Source organism: Xenorhabdus bovienii SS-2004 (assembly GCF_000027225.1).
Lineage (GTDB): Bacteria > Pseudomonadota > Gammaproteobacteria > Enterobacterales > Enterobacteriaceae > Xenorhabdus > Xenorhabdus bovienii_C.
In genome coordinates this window covers 1,314,585-1,338,982 of record NC_013892.1, presented here as the reverse complement: position 1 = coordinate 1,338,982, position 24,398 = coordinate 1,314,585, and the positions used below count along the sequence as shown (strand labels likewise).

At 42.8% G+C, this 24,398-nt stretch carries 21 protein-coding genes and 1 pseudogene; 13 read left to right on the top strand and 9 right to left on the bottom strand.

Features of this window, described 5'->3' with window-relative positions; all coding sequences use genetic code 11:
• The first annotated feature begins 7 nt into the window (after positions 1–7).
• The 5 genes from XBJ1_RS19550 (at position 8) to XBJ1_RS19545 (ending at position 5,830) form a co-directional block, all read left to right on the top strand.
• Positions 8–127, top strand: a complete 120-nt coding sequence (locus XBJ1_RS19550) for a GpE family phage tail protein (protein ID WP_071827277.1) — start codon at positions 8–10, stop codon at positions 125–127.
• Positions 120–3,455 carry a tail protein gene (locus XBJ1_RS05885; protein WP_012987898.1) on the top strand — a complete coding sequence of 1,112 codons (3,336 nt, stop codon included), beginning with the start codon at positions 120–122 and terminating at the stop codon, positions 3,453–3,455. Before XBJ1_RS19550 ends, XBJ1_RS05885 begins: the two co-directional genes overlap by 8 nt.
• Positions 3,452–3,967: a phage tail protein gene (locus tag XBJ1_RS05880; protein ID WP_012987897.1), complete on the top strand. Its 516-nt coding sequence runs from the start codon at positions 3,452–3,454 to the stop codon at positions 3,965–3,967. Before XBJ1_RS05885 ends, XBJ1_RS05880 begins: the two co-directional genes overlap by 4 nt.
• A complete protein-coding gene (locus XBJ1_RS22935) occupies positions 3,954–5,513 on the top strand; it encodes a phage late control D family protein (protein ID WP_012987896.1) in 1,560 nt (519 codons plus the stop codon). The genes XBJ1_RS05880 and XBJ1_RS22935 overlap by 14 nt, the downstream gene beginning before the upstream one ends.
• A gap of 83 nt (positions 5,514–5,596) precedes the next feature.
• Entirely contained in the window at positions 5,597–5,830 is a 234-nt protein-coding gene (locus XBJ1_RS19545) for an ogr/Delta-like zinc finger family protein (protein WP_012987895.1), read from the top strand.
• 184 nt (positions 5,831–6,014) lie between these two features.
• Here the strand turns inward: XBJ1_RS19545 and XBJ1_RS05870 are convergent, their stop codons facing one another.
• The gene (locus XBJ1_RS05870) at positions 6,015–6,233 is read right to left on the bottom strand and encodes a YdcH family protein (RefSeq protein ID WP_012987894.1); all 219 of its coding nucleotides are present in this window, start codon (positions 6,231–6,233) and stop codon (positions 6,015–6,017) included.
• A gap of 271 nt (positions 6,234–6,504) precedes the next feature.
• Between XBJ1_RS05870 and eco the strand changes: the two genes are divergently transcribed.
• The 6 genes from eco to XBJ1_RS05840 all read left to right on the top strand — a co-directional run bounded on the left by eco (position 6,505) and on the right by XBJ1_RS05840 (position 12,651).
• On the top strand, positions 6,505–6,987 hold the full coding sequence (gene eco / locus XBJ1_RS05865; RefSeq protein ID WP_012987893.1) for a serine protease inhibitor ecotin: 483 nt from the start codon (positions 6,505–6,507) through the stop codon (positions 6,985–6,987).
• A gap of 308 nt (positions 6,988–7,295) precedes the next feature.
• Positions 7,296–7,988: an aquaporin Z gene (aqpZ, locus tag XBJ1_RS05860; protein WP_012987891.1), complete on the top strand. Its 693-nt coding sequence runs from the start codon at positions 7,296–7,298 to the stop codon at positions 7,986–7,988.
• Between the two features lie 96 nt (positions 7,989–8,084).
• Complete coding sequence (locus XBJ1_RS05855; RefSeq protein WP_012987890.1) at positions 8,085–8,528, top strand: GNAT family N-acetyltransferase; 444 nt, start codon at positions 8,085–8,087, stop codon at positions 8,526–8,528.
• 876 nt (positions 8,529–9,404) lie between these two features.
• Positions 9,405–10,412, top strand: a complete 1,008-nt coding sequence (gene pvcA / locus XBJ1_RS05850; RefSeq protein WP_012987888.1) for an L-tyrosine isonitrile synthase — start codon at positions 9,405–9,407, stop codon at positions 10,410–10,412.
• 55 nt (positions 10,413–10,467) lie between these two features.
• The gene (pvcB, locus tag XBJ1_RS05845; protein WP_012987887.1) at positions 10,468–11,367 is read left to right on the top strand and encodes a tyrosine isonitrile desaturase/decarboxylase; all 900 of its coding nucleotides are present in this window, start codon (positions 10,468–10,470) and stop codon (positions 11,365–11,367) included.
• A gap of 3 nt (positions 11,368–11,370) precedes the next feature.
• On the top strand, positions 11,371–12,651 hold the full coding sequence (locus XBJ1_RS05840) for a glycosyltransferase (protein ID WP_012987886.1): 1,281 nt from the start codon (positions 11,371–11,373) through the stop codon (positions 12,649–12,651).
• Positions 12,652–12,783: 132 nt separating this feature from the next.
• Here XBJ1_RS05840 and XBJ1_RS05835 read toward each other — a convergent pair whose 3' ends face one another.
• The 3 genes from XBJ1_RS05835 to XBJ1_RS05825 all read right to left on the bottom strand — a co-directional run bounded on the left by XBJ1_RS05835 (position 12,784) and on the right by XBJ1_RS05825 (position 15,079).
• Positions 12,784–13,365, bottom strand: coding sequence for a YceI family protein (locus XBJ1_RS05835; RefSeq protein WP_012987885.1), 582 nt, complete (start codon positions 13,363–13,365; stop codon positions 12,784–12,786).
• A gap of 22 nt (positions 13,366–13,387) precedes the next feature.
• The gene (locus XBJ1_RS05830) at positions 13,388–13,942 is read right to left on the bottom strand and encodes a cytochrome b (RefSeq protein ID WP_012987884.1); all 555 of its coding nucleotides are present in this window, start codon (positions 13,940–13,942) and stop codon (positions 13,388–13,390) included.
• Positions 13,943–14,095: 153 nt separating this feature from the next.
• Positions 14,096–15,079 carry an IS30 family transposase gene (locus XBJ1_RS05825; RefSeq protein ID WP_012987883.1) on the bottom strand — a complete coding sequence of 328 codons (984 nt, stop codon included), beginning with the start codon at positions 15,077–15,079 and terminating at the stop codon, positions 14,096–14,098.
• A gap of 551 nt (positions 15,080–15,630) precedes the next feature.
• Between XBJ1_RS05825 and XBJ1_RS05820 the strand changes: the two genes are divergently transcribed.
• Complete coding sequence (locus XBJ1_RS05820) at positions 15,631–16,260, top strand: glutathione S-transferase family protein (RefSeq protein ID WP_012987882.1); 630 nt, start codon at positions 15,631–15,633, stop codon at positions 16,258–16,260.
• 247 nt (positions 16,261–16,507) lie between these two features.
• Here XBJ1_RS05820 and XBJ1_RS05815 read toward each other — a convergent pair whose 3' ends face one another.
• The 4 genes from XBJ1_RS05815 to prpB form a co-directional block, all read right to left on the bottom strand.
• Positions 16,508–18,442 (bottom strand): propionate--CoA ligase, encoded by a 1,935-nt coding sequence (locus tag XBJ1_RS05815; RefSeq protein WP_012987881.1) that lies wholly within the window; start codon positions 18,440–18,442, stop codon positions 16,508–16,510.
• Between the two features lie 67 nt (positions 18,443–18,509).
• Complete coding sequence (locus XBJ1_RS05810) at positions 18,510–19,961, bottom strand: bifunctional 2-methylcitrate dehydratase/aconitate hydratase (RefSeq protein WP_012987880.1); 1,452 nt, start codon at positions 19,959–19,961, stop codon at positions 18,510–18,512.
• A gap of 61 nt (positions 19,962–20,022) precedes the next feature.
• Complete coding sequence (gene prpC, locus XBJ1_RS05805) at positions 20,023–21,180, bottom strand: bifunctional 2-methylcitrate synthase/citrate synthase (protein ID WP_198408076.1); 1,158 nt, start codon at positions 21,178–21,180, stop codon at positions 20,023–20,025.
• 23 nt (positions 21,181–21,203) lie between these two features.
• Positions 21,204–22,094 carry a methylisocitrate lyase gene (gene prpB, locus XBJ1_RS05800; RefSeq protein ID WP_038198511.1) on the bottom strand — a complete coding sequence of 297 codons (891 nt, stop codon included), beginning with the start codon at positions 22,092–22,094 and terminating at the stop codon, positions 21,204–21,206.
• Positions 22,095–22,400: 306 nt separating this feature from the next.
• Here prpB and prpR point away from each other — a divergent pair, with 306 nt between their 5' ends.
• Complete coding sequence (prpR, locus tag XBJ1_RS05795) at positions 22,401–24,056, top strand: propionate catabolism operon regulatory protein PrpR (protein ID WP_012987877.1); 1,656 nt, start codon at positions 22,401–22,403, stop codon at positions 24,054–24,056.
• A 241-nt stretch (positions 24,057–24,297) separates the two neighbouring features.
• Here the strand turns inward: prpR and XBJ1_RS21285 are convergent.
• Positions 24,298–24,396: pseudogene (locus XBJ1_RS21285) on the bottom strand (IS6 family transposase); the annotation flags it as partial.
• Positions 24,397–24,398: the final 2 nt, after the last annotated feature.

Here is a 24,398-nt window from a genome sequence, read left to right as displayed (position 1 = left end):
TGAATTGGTGGCGGATATCGCCACCGTTTTTCACTGGTCACCGACAGTGACAGATGAAATGTCATTGTCGGAACTGTTGGATTGGCGACATCGGGCCATTTTAAGAAGTGGTGCAGAAAATGAGTAATATACAGTCACAGCTAAACAAGGTTCTGAGTGCCGTTGGAAAGCTGACCGGTTCCTTTAAATCTTTTCAACGGCATAATAAAAAGCTGGAAAATTCAGTCGATAAAATTCATAACCAGTTCAAAAAACTCAATAAGACCGTTGAGAGCTTAAAACCTATCGTGGGTTATGCGCAGGAAACTGCGCGTATACGCACCGATCTTAAAGCCTATAATCAAACAATTAAACAATCTTTATCTGCGCGGCAGAATTCGACAAGAACGCTGCAGGTTAGTGCTGCCAGTCAATCAGCTAATATTATTCAAACTACCCAAATTATCAAACAGGAAAATTCATCCAGTAAAAAAAACGAATTTAATCTTGGTGCAACGGGGAATATGACTAACAATTTTACATTGTTAGATAAGTTGGTTATTAATATCAATCCAAAGATAACAATTTTATTTAGTATTCTGAATAAAATTAATGCGGTTTTGAATGTAACTACTGGTGCAGTAAAAGTAGTATTTCAAACTCTGGTTGGTTATATACAACTATTTGGAAATGTTGGTATAAAAACATTCGATTTTTTAAGAGTCAGTTTGAATATATTTACGCAGTTGGGTATTCAGGCTTTTGTATCTTTAAAAGTTAGTCTGAATATTTTTGCACAGCTAGGGATTCAGGCTCTGGTGTCCTTAAGAGTTAATTTTAATTTCTTTGCACAGTTAGGAATTCAGGCGCTGGATAAATTAAAATCCAGTCTGGATGCATTTGTACAGTTAGGACTTAATGCTTTTGAAGAATTAAAAGCCAGTCTGAATTTTTTTGCACAATTAGGGGTTCAGGCGCTGGATAAATTAAAATCCACACTGGATGCATTTGTGCAGTTGGGTGTTCAGGCTCTGAATAAATTAACCGCTCCCCTGGATATATTTGCGCAGCTGGGAACTCAGGCGCTGGATAAATTAAAATCCACACTGGATGCATTTGTTCAGTTGGGTGTTCAGGCTCTGAATAAATTAACCGCACCCCTGGATATATTTGCACAGCTGGGAACTCAGGCGTTGGATAAATTAAAATCCACACTGGATGCATTTGTGCAGTTGGGTGTTCAGGCTCTGAATAAATTAACCGCTCCCCTGGATGTATTTGCTCAGTTGGGACTCAACGCTTTTGAAGAATTAAAAGCCAGCCTCAATTTTTTTGCTCAATTGGGAATTCAGGCGCTGGATAAATTAAAATCCAGTCTGGATGCATTTGTACAGTTGGGGCTTAACGCTTTTGAAGAATTAAAAGCCAGTCTGAATTTTTTTGCACAATTAGGAATTCAGGCGCTGGATAAATTAAAATCCACACTGGATGCATTTGTGCAGTTGGGTGTTCAGGCTCTGAATAAATTAACCGCACCCCTGGATATATTTGCGCAGCTGGGAACTCAGGCGTTGGATAAATTAAAATCCACACTGGATGCATTTGTGCAGTTGGGTGTTCAGGCTCTGAATAAATTAACAGCACCCCTGGATATATTTGCGCAACTGGGAACTCAGGCGTTGGATAAATTAAAATCCACACTGGATGCATTTGTGCAGTTGGGTGTTCAGGCTCTGAATAAATTAACAGCACCATTGGATATATTTGCGCAACTGGGAACTCAGGCGCTGGATAAATTAAAATCCACACTGGATGCATTTGTGCAGTTGGGCGTTCAGGCTCTGAATAAATTAACCTCTCCCCTGGATGTATTTGCTAAGTTGGGTATGCAGGCTTTAGAAGAGTTAAAAGCCAGCCTCAGTTTCTTTGCTCAGCTGGGCGTTCAGGCGCTGGATAAATTGAAATCCAGTCTGGATATATTTACTCAGGTTGGTGTTCAGGCTCTGGAAGAATTAAGAGCCAATCTGAATAGATTTGCTCAAGTGGGTATTCAGGCTATGGAGAATTTAAGAGATGGCTTGAAGGTATTCGCACAATTGGGAACTGAGGCTTTAGAAGCACTAAGAGCCGCTATGGATTTTTTTGGTAAAACCGGAAACAAAGTTTTTGGCTCACTTAATGATGGCGCTGATTTGCTATCTAACAAAGGAGGTAAAGATACTTTTGGAAACCAAAGAAAAGGCCTTGAAATATTAGGGAATATTGGTCAAAAAGTTTTTGGTGTTTTGGGTAGTGGTATAAATATTCTGGCAAATGTTGGTGTAAAAGGCCTGTCTTTTTTAAGTAGTACTTTCAGTGTATTAGGAAAATCAATAATGTTCATTGGTCGGGCTATGATGGCGAACCCGATTCTTGCCATTATTGGTGTTATCGCAATGGCTGCTATTTATATTTGGCAGAATTGGGGAACGTTGGGGCCAAAATTCACAGCCTTGTGGGAAGGTATCAAAAATGTTTGTAGCAATGTATGGCAGGGAATTAAAAACATAGTCAGTGCCGCATGGGAAGGTATCAAGAGCTTTTTCATGAATGGAGGACTGATCGGCATTATTTACCAAAACTGGGATGCTATTAAACAAAGCGCTTCAGAAGTTTGGGAAGCGATTAAAGCCTTATTAAGTGAGAAATGGGAATCTATTAAACAAAGCGTTCTTGCCACTTGGGAAAATATCAAAGCCCAAATCAGTGGTGCTTGGGAATCCGTTAAACAGAATACTTTGGAAATCTGGGAAAGCATCAAAAAATCAATTTCAGATAGATGGAATGAAATTGTTAGTGATGTTCAAGCTATTCCAGAGAAATTAAAGAAAGCGGGTTCGGATATGATCGACAGCTTGTTAACGGGTATTCAAGAAAAATGGGAAGCCTTGAAGGGGAAAATTACCTCTATTACTGACATATTCAAATCATGGTGGTCAGGTGATGATAAAAAGGAAGTAGCTGTAAAAACATCACAGGAAATAACGAATAGCGCAACTACGCAACAAGCGGCACAAATTACTAAACATGATACAGGCGGATCTATTTCAGCCGGGAAATTCGGCATTGCGGGTGAGCGTGGCCCTGAAATTATTAGCGGCCCAGCCAATGTAACCAGCCGGAAAAATACGGCGAAGCTCGCTGCCGTGGGACTTGCCGTTAGTTCAATGTCTTTGCCTATTGCCGCACAGGATGCACCGTTGCATGCGCAAAGTCTGCCTGCTCATACTTATGAGGCTGTTCAGGCGAAGAAAGAACGAAGCCTGCCACCGCAGCTTAGCGGAGCACCACAATATAACATCTATGTCTATGGCGCTCAGGGACAGTCCGCGCAGGATATTGCCCGTGTGGTCAGGCAGGAATTGGAACAACGGGAACGTATCCAGCAAGCCCGTATGCGTAGCTCACTTTCTGATAGAGGAGAAGATTTCTCATGATGGCTGCACTTGGTTTATTTGTTTTTATGTTGAAAACAACGCCATACCAAAGTTTCCAATATAAACAAAGTTGGAGACATGCTTTCAATAGCCGTGTGGGAGCACGGCCTGCATGGCAATTTATTGGTTCAGATAATGATACGGTTACGCTATCGGGGGAACTTTATCCTGAACTGACAGGCGGTTCTCTTTCACTGACTGCATTGACATTGATGGCAGACAGAGGTAAGGCGTGGTCTTTCATTGATGGAAGTGGCGCAATTTATGGAATGTTCGTTATCGAAAGCATTGATGAGACAAAAACGGAATTTATGTCGGGCGGAGCGGCCAGAAAAATCAGTTTTACACTGACCTTACGGCGCGTTGATAACAATTTGTTTGAAATGTTGGGTGATTTACAGGATCAATTATCTGATATAAAAGGCAAACCACCTACATCACTGGATAAGCCTTCTGGTCTTACGAGAAAGGCTATAGGTGAAATTAAGGAGCATCCTAATGCTAGATCTTAAACTGAGGATACCAAACACAGATTGGATTCCCCAATTTGATTTGGTCACTGGTAAAGAAGGTGCGCCAGCTTTTCGGTTGGAAACTAATAAGAAGGATATTACAGGGAACATCCAATCGCGTTTAATGTCTTTAACGCTGACAGATAACCGCGGTTTGGAATCAGACCAGCTCGATATTGAGTTGGATGATGCGGATGGGCAACTTATATTTCCTTCCCGAGGCGATATTCTAGCATTGGAATTGGGGTGGCATGGCGATTCTTTAACCCCAAAGGGAAAATTTGTCGTTGATGAAATTGAACATACCGGTGCGCCTGATCGGCTGACAATTCGTGCCCGCAGTGCTGATTTTCGAGGTAATTTGAATGTTAAACGCGAAGAGTCTTACCATAAACACACGTTAGAGAGCATTGTGAGTACGATTGCTGCGAGAAACCAGCTGACATTTAAAATCAGCGAGGAATTGAAGGGGATCTCTATGCACATTGATCAGACCAATGAATCTGACGTGAGCTTTTTGACTCGGATGGCAAAGCAGGAAGGGGCGATTGCTTCGGTCAAAAATGGTGAGTTGCTGTTTGTTCAACAAGGACAAAATAAAACTTCAAGTGGTCAGGATATTCCACTTGTATTGATTACTCGTGAATCAGGGGACAGCCATCGGTTTTCTCTGTCTGATCGTGAAGCTTATACTGGTGTTGATGCTCAATGGCAGGATACACGCACAGCGGCTAAACAGACGGTTAAATTGAGGCGGGTAGAATCAAAAAACGGGGAAATTAAAATTATTGTTGAATATGGAAGCAGCGAGAAAAAATCGTCAGCCAAGAATATTCCTCAAAAAGACAAAAGCCTTTCCTTAAAAGAGAAAGACTCTTCCAAGAAAAAAGAATTTCGAATCGTTAAAGAGGAAAAAGAACATAAAAGTGAGTCGCCTCGTGGAATGAACCTTACTAAGTCAGCTCAGTCCAATGGAGTGAGTCTGGAAAAGAAAGGTGGCATCGATTTGACGAAGAAAAATCACAAAAAAAAAGGAAGGGAAAAACCTGCTTATATTGAAAAAGGACAAAAAGAACGTAAAAGAAAAAACAAGGATAACGGAAATATTGATAGAAAAAAGAATATCGATACCAAGGGAAGTCCATCTTCTAAAGAACAAAGAAAATCGACGGCGGAGCACCATAAGACAACAACGGCACAGCAAAAATCCGCAAAATATTTGACAGGAACTCAGGAAAATGTTCTGACGCTTTCCCGCATTTATTCTAACAAGGAAAACGCGGAGCGTGCTGCAAAAGCTGTTTGGGATAAAATGCAGCGGGGGGCGGCGCAGTTCTCTATTACATTGGCGAAAGGACGAGCTGATATCTACCCTGAAACACCTATTCAGCTAAAGGATTTTAAGACGGAAATTGATGGAACGCATTGGACGTTGGTGAAAGTAACTCACAACCTTAACGGCAGTGGTTTTACCACATCCTTGGATCTCGAAATCAAAATTGATGATGTTGAGGTCAAGACGGCTGATACCGAAATAAAAACTTGATCTCGATATGAGATCTTTGGTATATTGTTCACCAGACGAGATGGTGTTATTTCGAGACAGTTATTTCAAGAAAGGTGAACAATATGATTAAGTGTCCTCTGTGTGGTCAGTCAGCGCATACTCGTAGCAGCTTCGAGCACTCAAGCCAGACAAAGGAGCGTTATAACCAATGTCAGAACATCAATTGTGGAGCAACGTTCGTCAGCCATGAAACGTTTGTGCGTTTTATTGCTAAGCCAGGTGACGTCGAAAATGTTACACCACATCCAAGGGTGAAAACGAAGAGACAACCTCGTCAGAAAGCTGACGCACAATAAATAATGAAAAAGGACATTGCTCCAGTTTTTGCCACCGTTACGGTGGCTTTTATGGATGATGGACTGTATTTTATTCTCGAATAGAGAACCTTAAAGGCATGAAGCCAGAGAACAGCGAGTGAATTAACAATCCTCATGTAACGCCTGCTTGTCAAAGAAGCAGGCGTTAAAGTCTATGACAGGGTTATTTTTGGGACTTTGCCTGTAAGATCCTTTGCATCTCATCCTTGATGTGTAGTTTTTCTTTTTTCAGGCGCACAACTTTATCGCTATAGCCGGTTCCATTTGGGCCTTCTAGCTGTGATATCTCGTGGTTAAGTCGGTTATGTTTTTCAAACAGGGATTGGAAACGCGGGTTAGATTCTTTCAGGTTGGACACTAAATCACGATATTCTGGAAACATAGAACCTCCTAGACGAAATTTACTACTGCTCAATATGAGTGTAGCAGCCCATTGTAAGATCAGATTTGAGAGATATCACATAAAAAAGATCGGGGAACAACTTTATATCTTTTTGACTGTTAATAATAATTTATTATTTTTATAAATGAATGAATTTCTCATTTAAATAATAGTGGTAAAAATCAGTCTCTTGACAAAAAAGCATAACTTATTCCTATCGTTGAGCATGTTATGATTCAATTCCGTTGTTAAACATATCAAGAGGTGATAAATGAAAAAGTATCTACTTCCTTTAGCCGCTATGATGGTTTCGGTTTCTACTTTTGCTCAGGCTGATAAGAAACTTGAAGATGTCGCCCCTTATCCTAAGGCTTCAGAAGGAATGGTACGCAATGTCATTGACCTTGCGCCAGAAGAGGATGAAGGCGATTACATGGTTGAGCTTATGATTGGTCAGGATATAAAAGTAGACTGTAATCATCACTGGTTTGGTGGGCAACTTGAAACAAAAACCTTGGAAGGGTGGGGATACGATTATTATGTATTGAATAAAGTCACCGGCCCGGCGTCAACCAAAATGGCTTGTCCAGGGCAAAAAGAAACCGTGCGCTTTGTTCAAGTGCAGTTAGGCAAAGATGCGCTTATACGCTATAACAGCAAATTACCTATCGTGGTATATACGCCAAAATCAATGACAGTCAAATATCGTATTTGGCAGGCATTGGATGATATCGATAATGCAGTAATCAGATAAATTATTGATTAGGTAAATCAACAACCTGGGTTTTATAAATATCTGACTCAGGTTGTTATGTTTATTATATTATTGTCATAAAGTTTTCGGCTAATTTATCTTTAACGGATAATGGTTATTTTTTAACATTAATTTTCACCAGGTTGACAATAAAACCGTTTCAAATGAAATAACTCTTAAATCATCGCCTGTCATATTCGCCAGTCCTTTATTTTCTGCCTGTGGTTCCTTGCGCATATTTAAAAATATTAACTAAACTTTGTTTGGATTATTTTGCATTCAGGCGAATATCATTGAGGAATCATAGAATGTTTAAAAAATTATCGGCAGAGTTTTTGGGTACTTTTTGGTTGGTGTTTGGCGGATGTGGCAGTGCTGTTTTAGCCGCAGCGTTCCCACAACTGGGGATTGGTTTTGTGGGGGTATCTCTGGCTTTTGGTTTCACGGTAGTAACAATGGCTTATGCCGTAGGGCATATTTCTGGAGGGCACTTTAATCCGGCTGTTACATTAGGATTATTTGCTGGGGGACGCATTTCAGCAAAAGATGTTATTCCTTATATCATTGCTCAAGTGATTGGGGGAATTGCTGCCGCGGCCGTACTTTATCTTATTGCCAGCGGTAAAAGTGGTTTTGATGCAACGGCAAGTGGTTTCGCATCCAACGGTTATGGTGAACATTCACCCGGCGGTTTTTCATTACAGGCTGCCATTATCATTGAACTGGTATTAACCGCATTTTTCCTGATTGTGATCCTCGGAACAACCGATAAAAATGCATCAGTAGGGTTTGCGCCACTGGCCATTGGTTTGGCATTGACACTTATCCATTTAATCAGTATCCCTGTGACAAATACGTCGGTTAACCCGGCAAGAAGTACGGCAGTTGCTATTTTTCAAGGCACATGGGCGTTGAATCAACTTTGGCTGTTCTGGCTGATCCCATTAATTGGTGGTGCTATCGGTGGCTTGATATACCGTACGTTATTACAGAAAGATTGATATCTTATCATTTTGAACAGCCATGCTATTGCGTGGCTTTTTATCATATTTATGGTAAATTTTTCTACAGATTACGTTTTTAAAAAAGGAAAAATGATGGAGCAAAATATAACGTGGGAACAAGGTGAATACTGGGTTACCACGGATAAAACAAAATTTGATATTCATTTTGTTCATAATAATCTTACCCAATTATATTGGGCGCGTGGGATTACGTTTGAGAAAGTCAGAACAGGGATAGAGCATAGCTTATGTTTTGCCTTGTTCCATTGCGATAAAGAAATTGGTTTCGCGCGATTAATTACAGATTTTTCAACGTTTGCTTATCTTTGTGATGTCTTTATTGTGCCGGACTATCAGAAGAGAGGGTTGGGGCGTTGGTTGATGGAATGTGTTTTACAGCATCCGATTATTTCTCATGTGAAACGGGTCATGTTGGTGACCTCTTCGGCGGGAGGGCTTTATGAAAAATTTGGTTTTGAGCCTGTCAGGGTGCAGGATTTTGTTTGGACGTTAGAGAAAACGAAAGCGTCTGAGTAAATGAAAAGGCAATTTATGGTCGATCGGTATCCTGTGAACCCACTCAAAAGTGGGTGGATCATAAAAATGAAGATTTTTATCAGATCCGCGTTGACTTCTTGCAGAACCAAAAGTTGAGATATCACTTTTGCAGCCAGTTAATAATTAATTTCCTTAGTGATAGTAATGTAATGTGATTTAAGGAGTTTATTCTTTATAGTGGGGATTATTGCATTATTTTCTTCTGGTAATTCAGGAGATTCGCTATCTATCATTTCTATTCTCATGTAATAAACAATATTAATGGTATAAATAATATAGCTCTTAAAAACGTTTTTATGTTGAAAAAATGTATTTAAAGAGTATTAGATTTAATTTATGTCATAAAATCAAAAAAATTGAATTAATTTATTAAATTTTTTAGTTATTTTAGATGTTTGTGATGTTATATATTTATCGACAGAATTCTTATGAAGATATAACACGTGTAATAAAATAAGATATATGCAATATATATTGTTATTTGTGTAATATACGTGACGTTGTTGTGTGTCTTATGTTAAATATTTGATGGTATATATTGTGGTGAATTAATATGTGATTTTATTATCTGTTTTATCAAGAGCTTATCACGATTGGCTTCTTATGCCAGATGAATGGCTTGAAAAATTAATAGGCTATTAAAGATGTAAAGTTAAGACCCTCAATATGTTCAGTTTAATTTATATATTAGGTTGGTTATACCTTATATTTTTTGATATTTCCTTTTTTCTATGTGGGATTTTTATTGAATTATATATTAAGAGTGTAACAGTGAACATTTGATTTATGGAGTCTTTACAATCTGCAAATAGGCATTGTTGGTAATGAAGTGAGTGTAATAAATTAGGAAAAAATATGGAACATATTGACATAGAAAAGGTGTCGGGCAAAATTTTACATGAATTGTTGCAATATAGACGCCGTTTCTCAGAATCTGAACATACGATTGAATATGAAGAACAAAAAGTCTCTGAAGTTCAGCTGCCACGCATTCGTGCGTTTGTTGAACAGGGCAAAGCTGTTGAATGTATTCTTCCTGCATTTCCGACAAAATCGCCGAACCCCCGTAAAGTACTGGGTACAATGCCTGATATGGCAGAAAAATTATCACTGATTTTTCTGAATTCTCTGTGTCAGCGCATTCAACTTTATTATCCACCAGGTGCAAATATTGTTATTTGTTCTGATGGACATGTATTCAGTGATCTTATCCACGTCGACGATGAAACCATTACCCATTATCAATTGGAGATTGAAAAGTTGCTGCATGAACTGGGCGCAACCAATCTTTCAGTTTTTAATCTCGGCAACGTTGAATCACTCACCCAATATACCAGCAATTATGATCAACTGCGTGAGCTGCTGGTGAATGGTTATGCTTCTTCGACGGAAGAAATTAAGGCCACGCTTAAAGAGAGTGAAGAAGGGCTTCAGCTCTATCGGGCGATTACTCGTTTTCTCTATGAAGATAGTCTGTTGCCGGGATATGACGGTTCGAAAACAGCCTTGCAGAAAGATGCGCGTCAACGAGCGGTTGGCGTTATCCAGCGTAGTTGGGCTTGGGGAAATCTGCTGGCTGAACAGTTTCCACTGGCTATTCGCCTTTCTATCCATCCGCAGCCCGTTGACAGTATTAAAATCGGTATTCATATGATGCCTACCCGGGATGATTGGCTCACGCCGTGGCATGGTGTCGCAGCCAATATTAACGGTCAATTTGTGCTGATGAAAAGTGATGAAGTGAAAAAGATGCAGGGGAAATTGGTCGAGATCCGTGGTGTCCCCAGCCATTACATGATTGAAGCCGTATCTGAGCAAAATCAGCAGACAGAACCGCTGGTTGCCGCTTTGCAGGAACAGTAATAAAGGTTATCTGAGAGTTATTCGCCGTTATACCGCATTTTTGAGAGAGGGCATTATGAGCATAGATGAACTGGATTGTCGCATTGAACCGATCATGCCTTTTGGACTACTGATTACGCCCAATGCCCCTCAGCAGGACATCACTACGTTGTCTATTGATACCCTGCGCGAGCTGGCACGTACCCACAAACTGGTTGTATTACGTGGTTTTTCTTCTGGTTTTACGGATCCGGAAAAGTTGACGGAATACACTGGCCGTTGGGGAGAAATAATGATGTGGCCGTTTGGCGCCATATTGGATGTTATGGAGCGTCCTGATCCTTCTGATCATGTTCTGGACAGCACCCATGTGCCACTACATTGGGATGGGATGTATAAGCCGACAATTCCGGAGTTTCAGATATTTCACTGCGTTTCTGCGCCTGAGGCAAGTCAAGGAGGGCGAACCACGTTTGTTGATACTGAGCAATTGATTGCCGATGCGAGTGATGATGAACGCCATGAATGGAAAAACACCACGATAACTTACCGTACAAGCAGAGTGACGCATTATGGTGGAGAGGTGGTTTCACCGCTGATTTGTCTTCATCCTGATGGTAAAAAATGGGTGATGCGTTACAACGAACCCATGACAGGAAAAGACGATAAATATGCTGACCATCATTTATTGACGATCCATGGGCTGTCAATTGAACAGCAAAAAGAATTTGAAAAAAATCTGTTTAACAGATTGTATGACTCACGTTATTTCTATGCTCATCAATGGCAGTCAGGTGATTTAGTCATTAGTGATAATTTTACTTTGCTGCATGGTAGGGAAGCGTTTATTACTCATTCTCCCCGACATCTCCAGCGGGTGCATGTTCATGGAACACCAGTTTGTGAGAATCTCAGTTTCCGAACTATTTCCAATTCAGATTCTGGTGTAGCTGAAGTTGAGTTGAAGGAGGTTTAATTAATGGCTCGTATTGTTTTGGCTGCGATTGCAACTCCAGGCCATGTTTTTCCCATTTGTTCCATTGCCAGGCATTTGATAGAGCAGGGGCACGAAGCGACAATATTCACTGGCTCTATTTTTCGGCAGCAGGCAGAAGCGTTAGGGGCAAGCTTCGTCGCCTTCGATCAGCAGGTTGATGTTGATTACCGTAATCTGGAAGAGAAATTTCCTGAGAGAGGGCAGCATCCTCCCGGAAATCATCAGATGACACATGCCCTTAAGCAATTTTTTGCTGGCCCTATACCTGTGCTGTACCGTCAGTTGGAGCAGTTGGTTAAAGGCGCTGATTTACTGATTGTGGACAATACGTTCTATGCGGTACTCCCACTGCTACAGAAACCTGCCCATGATCGTATTCCTATTATTGCGATTGGGGTGACACCGTTGTCATGGTCGACTCGGGATACCATCTTCTGGGGGCCGCGTATTCCTCCTGAATTATTGCCTGCTGATTTGATGCGTGAGCAATTGGTGGATGAGGAAACGGCTCAGTTGATTGGACAGGTACGGGATGCATTCAACACCGCTCTGTTGGAAGTAGCATCTCCTCCTCTGACACAAGATCATAATGATGTCGTTATCAGTCGAGCTGATCGTTTCCTGCAATTGGCGACCAAATCGTTTGAATTTCCTCGTGATGATTTACCGGAAACGGTGGATTTTATCGGCGCGCTGGGTGTTGAAGTACAGGATGACAAAACCCAGTTGGAGTGGTCAGATGAAAGTCTGCCGCTTGTCTTAGTCACACAGGGAACGCTGGCGAATGTTGATTTCAGCCAGTTACTATTACCTACCTTGCGTGCATTGGCGACGTTGCCAGTACGTGTGCTGGCAATTACGGCAGGAAGGCCAGTCGAAATGTTGGGTGAAGAGATCCCTGACAATGCCAGGGTGGTGGAATACCTTAACTTTGAACACTGGCTTCCTCGTTCAGCAATTTTCATTACCAATGGTGGGTATGGTTCTCTTAATGCGGCCATTCGTCACGGTGTGCCGCTGGTGGTTGCTGGTACAGGAGATGGTAAGCTGGAAGCTGTTGCCCGTGTTATCTGGTCACGATGCGGTATTAGTCTGAATACAGATACACCGAGTGAAAAACAGTTATATCAAGCGGTGACCCGGATACTTTCTTCTCCTGAATGGCATTATCAGTCACAGAGAATTAAGGCAGATTATGATGCTCATAATGCTTTGGAATTGATCACTCGTCATGTTAATGAATTGATTGCTGAATCAGTTTGAGTCATTAATCGAAGATAGTATATATAATCGGTTAAACCGCCACGAATATCTCCATTTCTAAGTGGAAAATATTAAGTGGCGGTTTATTTTTTAGTTGAAAAATTTAATTAAAGATATTAATGCTGAGAAGTGTCAGGCTTTTTCCCGTACACCTTCAACGGAAATAACCAATTCAACTTCCTGAGATTTTGGCCCTAAATTAGCCTTAATATCAAAATCCTTCAATTTAATTTTACCATTAGCTTCAAAACCCGTACGGTATCCACCCCAAGGATCTTTACCTTCTCCCATTAATTTGGCATTCAGCGTCACAGGTTTGGTGACACCATTTAATGTTAGATCACCGATAACTGTGTATTTTTCTCCCTCTTGGCTGATCTTAGTTGAAGTAAATTTGGCTTCTGGATATTTTTCCGTGTTTAAAAAATTAGGCTTGCGCAGGTGTTTATCGCGCTCGGCATGGTTGGTATCTACGCTATTTGTCTTAATAACGACATTAACTTTGTTCGTTTCTGGATTTTGCGGATCGAAAGCAAAATCCCCGTCAAATTTTCTGAAATTACCGTAAAGCCAGCTCATACCCAAATGTTGGATACGAAATTCAATAAAGGCGTGTTGGCCAATCGTATCGATTTTATAGTTAGCGGCTATTGCAGAGCCTGTACTCATTAATAAAGCGCCTGCGCTCAGGCCAATTAACATCTTTTTTAACATATTGATTCTCCAGAGGTTATTTTTAGTCAGGGTTGAAGCCAAATATTCTTTTTAAGGTACTATCGCGGTCAATAAAATGATGCTTCAATGCAGCAAGTGTGTGCAGCAGGGAGAGCACCACAACAACCCAAGCGAGATAAAGGTGGATAATGCCAGCGGTATCTGCCTGTATGCCCTGTTCTGATAGCGTGGCGGGGATATTAAACCATCCAAAAACGCTGATAGGTTGCCCGTCAGCCGTAGAAATAAGATATCCGCTGCCTAAAATGCCAAACAGAGCCAGATATAGCGTGAAATGAGCCAGTTTGGAACTGATTCGCGTCAAATAGCTGTAACTTGTCAGAGGTTTTGGTGGCGGAGAAATAAACCGCCAGATAAGACGAATAACCATGACAAAAAAAATTAAACTCCCAATACTTTTATGGAGTTCTGGTGCCTGATGATACCAAGTATCGTAATAGCTTAATGTCACCATCCATAACCCAAGTGCAAACATACCGTAAACAGCGAGTGCAACTAACCAATGGATGAAAACAGAAACATGACCAAAGCGCGTGGACGTATTTTTTAAAAGCATACCGTTTCCTTATTCTTGATCACTGAAAATTCTCTGTGAACATAAGTGAGAAAGTTTAGGTATTATAGTATATTAAAACGCTACTTTATTTTTACGAATTTTCGATAAATAATTTGTTTAAGAATGTCAAATTATATCACTTGGATTCACATATTAAGCGCAACACCGTAATGGACGAAGTAAATGAGAGGGTATTCCTTTAAATAACTCATTCGGTGTTTTGTAATCTCGTGTTTTACGAGGACGATTATTTAATCGGTTTGCCACAAGGTTAATCTCCCGCTCTGACACCTTATTAAAATCAGTTCCTTTTGGGAAGTCATCTCTGATTAATCCATTCGTGTTCTCATTTATCCCTCTTTCCCAGGGGGAATACGGGTGAGCAAAATAAATTTTTGTCTCTAAATTTTTACTGATCAGTTCGTGTTCGGCAAATTCGAGGCCGTTATCAAAGGTCATTGTTTTAATTTTATGTTTTATCAGTGATAAATGTCTTGTTGCCGCTTTTGCGACCCCTTCTGCTGTTTTATTTTCAAGTTTAATTATAATAGTAAATAACGATTTTCGTTCAACTAATGTCAATAATGCACTTTTATGATTTTTACCCACGATAGTATCTCCTTCCCAATCACCAATACGCTGCTTTTTATCAACAAGTTTGGGGCGCTTATCAATACTGACTCTGTTTTTAATTTTTCCTCTGCGCTCATAACTTCCATAGCGTTTACGATACGGTTTTTTCGCAATCCTAAGATGTTGCCATAAATTACCATCATTAAGTTTATCCTTATAAATCAATCGATAAACTGTTTCATGATGCAAAGATATTATATTTTCCCTTTTGAGATAACCGACTGTTTGTTCAGGACTTAAATCTTGCCAAATTAACTGTTTGATCCACATTTCTATCTCTGGTTTCACTTTTACTGCTTTTGTAGCACACTGTCGGCGCGCTACGGCCTTAAGCTGAGCTTGTTCAGGCGTATATTTCTTTGCCTCCCGATTTCGTCTCAATTCCCGGCTAATCGTTGATGGGTTTCGATTGAGTGACTTTGAAATCTCCCGTTGTGAAAAACCGGCTTCTTTCAGGCTGAAAATCTGATATCTTTCTGTTTCGGTCAGTTGTTTATAGGCCATAGCGCATTTTCCTTTGGCAAGAAAGATGCCTACTATAGCAACTGACCGCCTTTCTTAGAAATTGCACTTATTATGCGAATCCAAGTCAATAATATAATCATATTATGATCCTGATGATGAAATAAAAAGCATTTAATTCATTTGTTGATTGTGATTTAATGTTAGGTTATTAATATTCATGATAATTATGTGTATATTTAAAATTGATATTATTTAGTTGTATTTTTTCTATATTTATTTTTGTTTTAAAAGCATTAATTAAGTGAATAATAATTAATGTGTAAATTTAAATTTATTCACTTATCCATAAAGTGACAGTTATTTTTTATTATAGAATATGTTCAATTATAGGAATGACTTATTGCTAAATATATTTTTAGTGTGAACATTATCACTCTATGAAATAATTTTTTGAAAAACAGATGGGTGATTATTATTTAAATTGGCAAAAATAAAAAGCGTTTTCCTGTATGCCATTGTTTACTCTTATGGCAAGAGATTGTAATGTTTTCGCGTAGTCACACTCTTTGATCACTATAGCGGGAAATACGATGTACACATTGTGGATAGCCAATAAAAATTATTCTTCTTGGTCACTGCGTCCGTGGATTTTGCTGAAGGCGCTGGAGATCCCATTTAACGAGCAGCTTAGTTATTTTGAAGATAATAAAAGTAGTTATGAAAAATTCAAAGCATTCTCACCCACTGGGCTTGTTCCTTGTCTGGTAGAGGGTGAAATTACCGTTTGGGATTCACTGGCTATTGCTGAATACCTTGCAGAACACCATACACAGGTTTGGCCACAAGATCGCATCGCCAGAGCGTGGGCAAGAAGTGCTTCGGCAGAAATGCACTCTGGTTTTGCCACATTGCGCCAAACTTGCGCGATGAATTGTTCAAAACAGTTTGAATTGGAGGAAATTTCCCCTGAGTTACAGTGTGATATTGACCGCCTTGATGCTCTTTGGTCAGACGGGTTAACGAAATTTGGCGGTGAATGGCTGGCTGGGAGTACATTCACTGCGGTTGATGCGTTTTTCGCTCCAGTGGCTTTCCGTGCTCAGACCTATGGGCTGAAATTTTCTGCTGTCAGTCAGGCATGGGTTGATCGAATGCTTAAGCATCCGGCAATGGTGGAATGGGCTGAGGCGGCAGCAAAAGAGCCTGAAATGAAGCATTAATTATTGATGTTATTTTATAAAAAAAGCTCCGTATTGATACGGAGCGGAAATGGGAAAAAGTAGCTGTAAAAATGTTAATAGGTAGTACAGGTACATAGTAATCCTATGCAATTAAACGCGGAATAAACAAAAGAGTTATAGTGCGGAGGAGGTTCAGTGAGAGGGAGTAACAAATGACTTCCGCTGGAGAGAATACCTAGTATGGCCTATCGATAATGAATCTTTGTCAAACAGGCCATACCAAATATCAGTTTTTGTCATTGGGAGACACCTTATATTTTTTATTGGCTGTGGCCTGATGAGAAACGACATCCCGGATCATCTCCAGCGAGGCAGAGTTCTCAATTAATGCAATATCGTTCGGCTCCCGTCCTTCACAAATCGCCTGCATGGTGCGGCGCAGCATTTTCCCTGAGCGGGTTTTGGGAAGCTGGGTAACAAAATAGACCCGTGCCGGACGCCCGACACTGCCGAGCTGCTTATCGACCAAATCCATCAATGCTTTTTCCAGCGCTGCGAAATGGTCAGCACTCTGGATTTTCCGCCCTTCCTTAAGTACCGCAAAGGCAACCGCGGCTTGTCCTTTTACTTCATCTTTGATGCCAATCACGGCTACTTCTGCCACGTCTTCATGGCTGGTAATGCACTCTTCGATTTCTCGTGTTCCTAAGCGATGCCCTGAGATATTAATCACATCATCCGAACGCCCCAGAATAAAATAGTAACCGTCGCTGTCACGGATGCCCCAGTCGAACGTAGAATAAATCTGCTGGGCAAAATGCTTCCAGTAAGTATTTATAAAACGCGTATCATCACCATAAACGGTCTGAATACAACCGGGAGGCAGGGGGCCTTTGGCGACCAACATCCCTTTTTCATTATCGCCACATTCCTGACCAGTTAGTTCGTTGATCAGTTTGACGTTGAAGCCGTACATTGGAAAACCGGGGCTGCCAAAACGACTCGGCCGGTCATCCAATCCACGCGCAATCGCCATAATCGGCCAGCCGGTTTCGGTCTGCCAATAATTATCAATGACCGGAACGTTGATGATTTCCGCAACCCAGCGGGCGGTATGTTCATCAAGCGGCTCACCGGCCAAATATAATGCCTCAAGTGATGAAATATCGTATTTTGCAATACAATCTGTGGGATATTTTTTCAGAACACGGATTGCAGTTGGCGCAGAAAACATTCTGTTAACCCGATGTTTTTCCACGATCTGCCACCAAATACTCGCATCAGGGCGGGTCGGCAGCCCTTCATACATGATGGTTGCCATGCCAGCGATAAGTGGGGCATAGACAATGTAAGAGTGGCCAACCACCCAGCCGATATCCGATGTGCAAAAGAAAACGCCGCCTGGTTTGCCGCCAAAAATGGTATCCATCGAGGTCGCCAGTGCTACTGCATAGCCGCCGACATCACGTTGTACGCCTTTGGGCGTGCCCGTTGTGCCCGATGTATATAGCACACAGGAGGTTTCATTGGATTCCATCCATGTGACAGGAATATCTGCATCAAGGTGTATTTGCCGCAGGCTGGCGAAATCGATATCCCGTCCTTCCAGCCAATTTATTGCGGCCAGACCGCGGTTCACCATCAAGACATGGCGTGGTGTGTGCTGTGCCAGTTCAATCGCTTCATCCAGCAGGGGTTTATAGGGAATAATCTTGCCCCCCCGCGATCCCGCGTCCGCAGAGACGACCAGCACCGGCTCTGCGTTATCCAGTCGTGTGGCGAGACTGTGGGAAGCAAAGCCGCCAAACACGACGGAATGAATCGCCCCGATACGGGCGCAGGCGAGCAGGACGAACAGCGCTTCTGCGACCATTGGCATATAAACCACCACGCGATCACCTTTTTTTACTCCCAGTGAGAGCATCATGGCCGCGGCTCGGTTGACTTCCTGATATAATTCTTGATAGGTGAAAACTTCTTCACTATTGGTTTCGGTTGAAATGGCAATCAGTGCCTTGGCATCGGGTTGGGTTTCCAGCCAGCGATCCAGTGCGTTGTAGCATAGATTGGTTTTCCCACCGCTGAACCAGCGGGCAAAAGGCGGGTTATTGTAATCCAATACCTGTGCAAAAGGATGCTGCCAGTGTATTCGTCGGGCCTGTTCTGCCCAAAAGGCATTGGGATCATCAATCGAATACTGATAAAAATCTTGGAATGACATAATCTCTCCTGGCGCTATGCAGATGAGAAGCGGTTCTTGCAGGCAGAACCGCCGATAGCTTCGTCGATTAGATAACGTATAAATCGAGATATTCGTTTACGGGCATGTTTTCCAATAAAGTGCGGTCAAGCGAAACCGACAGGATTTTTCGTTGCTGGGTGTCCGGAAATTGCCGTGCCAGATTGGTACTGAATTTTTTCAGTAGCAATGGGATGCCATCTTTGCGGCGGCGCGCATGTCCAATCGGGAACTCGACTTTCACTTCATCAAGCCGGCTGCCATCGTTAAATGTTATGGTCAGGGCGTTGGCAATCGAACGTTTCTCAGGGGTATGGTAATCACGGGTGAAATCGGGATCTTCGACACATATCATCTTTTCCCGCAAAACATCAATGCGTGGATCGGCAGCCACATTATCCTCATAATCGGCCGCCGTCAGACGACCTAACAATAATGGAATGGCGACCATGTATTGTATACAGTGATCTCTGTCCGCCGGATTATTCAATGAACCCTGTTTATCAATAATCCGGATACAGGCTTCGTGGGTACGGATAGTGATTCGGGCAATGTCTTCGACCTGCTTACCTGCTGCTTTCAATTGCTGATGCAGAGTCATGGCCGCTTCTACCGCCGTTTGTGAGTGGAATTCGGCAGGAAAAGCGATTTTGAACAGCACGTTTTCCATCACATACGTGCCATAGGGACGTTGGAATTTGAACGGTTGCCCATTGAACAGGACATCATAAAATCCCCACGTTTTTGCCGTTAATACTGAGGGATATCCCATCTCGCCTTTTTGCGCCATCAGCGCCAGTCGCACGGCACGAGAAGTGGCATCACCGGCAGCCCAGGATTTGCGGGAACCCGTGTTAGGGGCATGGCGGTAGGTTCTCAGGGATTGTCCGTCCACCCAAGCAAGCGAAACGGCACTCAGTATTTCTTCACGCGCTAAACCTAACATCTGGGCAACCACCGCTGTTGAAGCGACTTTAACCAACACCACGTGATCCAGTCCGACTTTATTGAACGCATTTTCCAATGCCAGACAGCCCTGAATTTCATGGGCTTTAATCATGCCGGTCAGCACATCTTTTATGGTCAGGGGCTGTTTTCCATTGGCAACCGCTGTTCGGGACAGCCAGTCGGCGATGGCAAGAATACCCCCAAGGTTGTCCGATGGATGCCCCCATTCTGCCGCCAGCCAGGTATCGTTGAAATCCAGCCAACGGATCAGGGTGCCAATATTAAAGGCGGCCTGAACCGGATCGAGTTGGAACTGAGTTCCCGGTACGCGCACACCATTCGGAACCACGGTACCCGGTACAATCGGCCCCAATAATTTTTTGCAGGCAGGATATTCCAGTGCTTCCAGCCCACAGCCCAGTGTATCCAAAAAACAGTAATGGGCAGTTTCGTAGGCAACGGGGGATGTTATGGTGTCGTCCATGACATAATCCACAATATCCACAATCACCTGATCGTAATCAGGGCGGTTGTTGACAACAGAGGTAGACATAATCAATCCTTCTCAATAATCGAATAAAACATGAATACAAAAAACACCGCATAAAATAGTGCTACTTGCGTTGGTCGATTGGCGTAAACGGCAGGTTTTCAGGGCCGGTATAGTTGGCTGAAGGGCGGATAATTTTGTTATCTATGCGTTGTTCAATAATGTGAGCGGCCCAACCCGCCGTACGGGCAATCACAAACAGTGGGGTAAACATGGCGGTAGGAACCCCCATCATGTGATAAGACACCGCCGAGAACCAATCAAGGTTCGGGAACATTTTTTTGTTATCCCGCATTACAGACTCAATGCGATCTGCAATATCAAACATCTGAGTGGTGCCGGCTTCCTTGGAAAGATGCAGGGAAATCTCTTTAATCACCTTATGGCGCGGATCGGAGACGGTATAAACCGGATGACCAAAGCCAATAATGACTTCTTTTCTTTCCAGCCGGGTAAGGATATCGGCTTCGGCTTTGTCGGGAGAGTCATAACGCTGCTGAATTTCGAATGAAACTTCATTGGCACCGCCATGTTTTGACCCGCGCAGGGCGCCAATTCCACCGATAATAGCGGAGTACGTATCTGATCCTGTGCCGGCAATCACGCGACTGGTAAATGTCGAAGCATTAAATTCATGTTCAGCATACAGAACCAAAGAGGCATGCATCGCCTTTTCCCATGAATCACGCGGTTTTTGTCCATGTAAAAGATGCAGAAAATGCCCGCCGATGGAATCATCATCAGTTTCAACATCAATCCGGCGTCCGTTATGGCTGTAGTGATACCAATAAAGCAGGATAGAGCCGAGGGATGCCAGCAAACGATCGGCGATATCACGGGCGCCGGTAAGATTATGATCTTCTTTTTCCGGTAGAGTACAACCAAAGACAGAAACGCCCGTACGCATTACATCCATCGGATGGGCGACCGCAGGCAAAGCTTCCAATGCGGCTTTGACGCTGCTTGGCAGGCCACGCAAGGCTTTCAGTTTGGTTTTGTAAGCGGCCAGCTCTGCGCGGGAAGGGAGCCTTTCATGGATGAGTAGATAAGCAATTTCTTCGAATTCACAATACGTGGCTAAATCGAGAATATCATAGCCACGGTAATGTAAATCGCTGCCGTTTTTGCCAACAGTACAGAGCGCCGTATTACCGGCAGTCACGCCGGACAAGGCAACGGATTTTTTCGGTTTAAATGTTGCCGCTTCAGGAGATCCAGTCATCGTATTCTGTTTACTCATGAGTATCACCTCTGGTTTTTCTGGGAAAACAGGGCATCCAATTTCTGCTCAAAATCGTAATAATTAATGCTTTCATAAAGCTCATTACGGGTTTGCATCAGATCGATCACGTTTTTCTGTGTGCCGTCACGGCGGAGTGTGGTGTAGACCTGCTCTGCCGCTCGATTCATCGCCCGAAATGCAGAGAGCGGGTAAAGTGCGATAGCGACGTCTACACTAGCTAATTCTTCGGTCGTAAAGAGTGGGGTGGCACCAAACTCGGTGATATTGGCCAGTATGGGAACCTGCGTTCTTGCGGCAAATACCTGATACATTTGCAGTTCTGTTATCGCCTCAGGAAACAGCATATCTGCACCGGCTGCAATATAAGCTTCGGCTCTGTCAAGAGCGGATTCCAACCCTTCCACGGCCAGCGCATCTGTGCGCGCCATAATCACAAAATGCTCATCGGTGCGGGCATCAACGGCAGCTTTGATACGATCGACCATCTCCTCTTTGGAGACAATTTCTTTATTTGGACGATGCCCACAACGTTTGGCACCTACCTGATCTTCAATATGGAGACCCGCAGCCCCTGCCTTAATAATAGAACAAACGGTGCGGGCGACATTGAATGCAGAAGAACCAAAACCAATATCGGCATCTACCAGTAGCGGTAAATCGCATACATCGGTGATACGCCGGATATCGGTCAGCACATCATCCAGCGTCGAAATGCCCAGATCCGGCAGACCTAACGAACCTGCTGAAACACCGCCACCAGAAAGATAAATGGCTTTGTAGCCCGCTCGTTTCGCCAGCAAAGCATGGTTTGCATTGATAGTTCCGACCACCTGTAACGGAGATTCGGCCTCTATTGCCCGGCGAAAAGCCAGACCAGCAGAAGAAAATGCCATATATAACTCCATTGTTACTAAAATGAAACTAATTCGTATTGAATTGTTATTTGAGCAAAATTTGTGCCAATGATTGAGAAACAGGGTGCGTATCGGAGATGTGCAATAGGGGGTGTTGATATTTTTTATTTTAAATTAATGAAATAGCGCCATTTATGCGTGTTGCATGATAATTGTACATCTATTGAGCATAATGTATACTTGTTTCATATTGAATCAATAATGTTTCATTTTTGTTTCAAGTCTGAAAAATGAAACATTATGGTGGCTTATCAAAAATCGAAAAGAGCAGGAAGGGGGGAACAAATGGCGTCAGGATATACAGGGGAGCGTGATAACAACAAACCGGTGATCTGGACAGTATCGGTTTCCCGGCTTTTTGACCTTTTTCGTGACATCACGCCGGAATTTGATCATCAGGCTGATATCACACCGATTAATCTTGGTTTTGAACAGGCGGTTCAGCATATTCGTAAACGTCTGGAAACAGAGCACTGTGATGCCGTGATTTGTGCCGGCTCGAATGGCGCCTATCTAAAAAGTCGTTTATCCGTACCAGTGATTATCGCCAAATCCAGTGGTTTTGATTTCATGCAGGCACTGGCACGAGCGAGGCAAATCAGCGCCCGGATTGGCGTCATCACTTATCAGAATACCCTGCCAGCATTGGAAGAATTTCAGCAGCGTTTCAACTTGCGGATTGAACAGCGCAGCTATGTGACGGAAGAAGATGCCAGAACGCAGGTTAATGCGCTGAAAGCCATCGGTATCAAGGTCATTGTGGGGGCAGGGCTGATTACCGATCTGGCTTATGAAGCCGAGCTGGTGGGGGTGTTTCTCTATTCTGCCGACACTATCCGGCAGGCATTTCATGATGCGTTGGAAATGGCCAGAATGACTAAGCTCAATCTGGGGGGGAGTTCGCCTTATCCTACGGAGGATAAGTTGCGCATTCGTCATACGCTTAACGATATTATAGGTGATTCTGCTGTGGTAGAGCATGTACGCAACACGATTATGCTGTATGCCCGCTCGACGGCCACAGTGTTGATTCAAGGGGAAAGTGGTACGGGAAAAGAGCTGGTGGCACAGGCGATTCATCATGAATACAGCCTGCGTTATGGGCAGTCTGTGGGTAAACATCCGCGTCCCTTTGTTGCGGTCAACTGTGGTGCCATTACCGAGTCATTACTGGAGGCAGAGCTGTTTGGCTATGAAGAAGGCGCTTTTACAGGCTCCCGACGAGGGGGACGGGCGGGTTTGTTTGAAATTGCGCACAGAGGAACGTTGTTTCTGGATGAAATAGGCGAAATGCCATTGCCACTGCAAACGCGGTTATTGAGAGTGCTGGAGGAGAAATCCGTCGTCAGGGTCGGGGGATATCGTCCGATTGCGGTTGATGTTCGGATCATTTGTGCCACTCATTGTGATTTAGATACGTGGGTGCGAGAAGGGCGTTTTCGGACAGATCTCTTCTACCGCTTGAGTGTGCTGAGAATTAATGTGCCAGCATTACGTGAAAGAGGGAGTGATATTGGGCTACTGGCCGTGGAGTATCTGCGGCGGGCATTTGCGGCGCTTAACTTGCCTGTTTCATCGTCAAAAATACGGGAACTTTCTGCTTGTCATGCAGCGCTGCAATCTTACCATTGGCCGGGTAATGTGCGGGAACTGCGTAATTTGATGGAGAGGATTGCACTATACTTAAGTGCCCATCCCGAACAGGCATTGACACCTGCTTTGATCTTATCGCTTTCACCTGAGCGGCAGATTGATATCAGTTCGGTGAAGAGCAACGCGAAAACTTTCGAGATTGAACCTCCTTCTTCAATGGCAGTTTCTTCCTCTGTCCATGATATTGTGGCGAGATTTGCGGGTAATCGACAGGCGGCGGCAGAATATCTGGGAATTAGCCGCACGACGTTATGGCGAAGGTTAAAGCAAGAACCGGAGAAAGATTAAATGGAAAAGCCCTATTGGGATAATTATCACCAATGTGACATTTTAAAATGCAACATATTCCTGTGGTATCCAACCTGTTTCGCCGGATTTTTTGTGAGCCAAAAACCGGTTTTGTGTTTAATATGTTGAACTTGGTGACTCTAGTATTATCTACGATCAAGTTCATAAGGTGATTTTAGTGTTATAAGCAGAAATTGGCTCAACACAATAAAACTCACAATACACATATTGAATACATGACCCGTAAACTCAGTGAGTAAACCAGATACCAGAATACACACTGAGCAATAATATCAACAGGATAATGTAAATGTTTGAAAGCATTTCGTATTAAACACATGA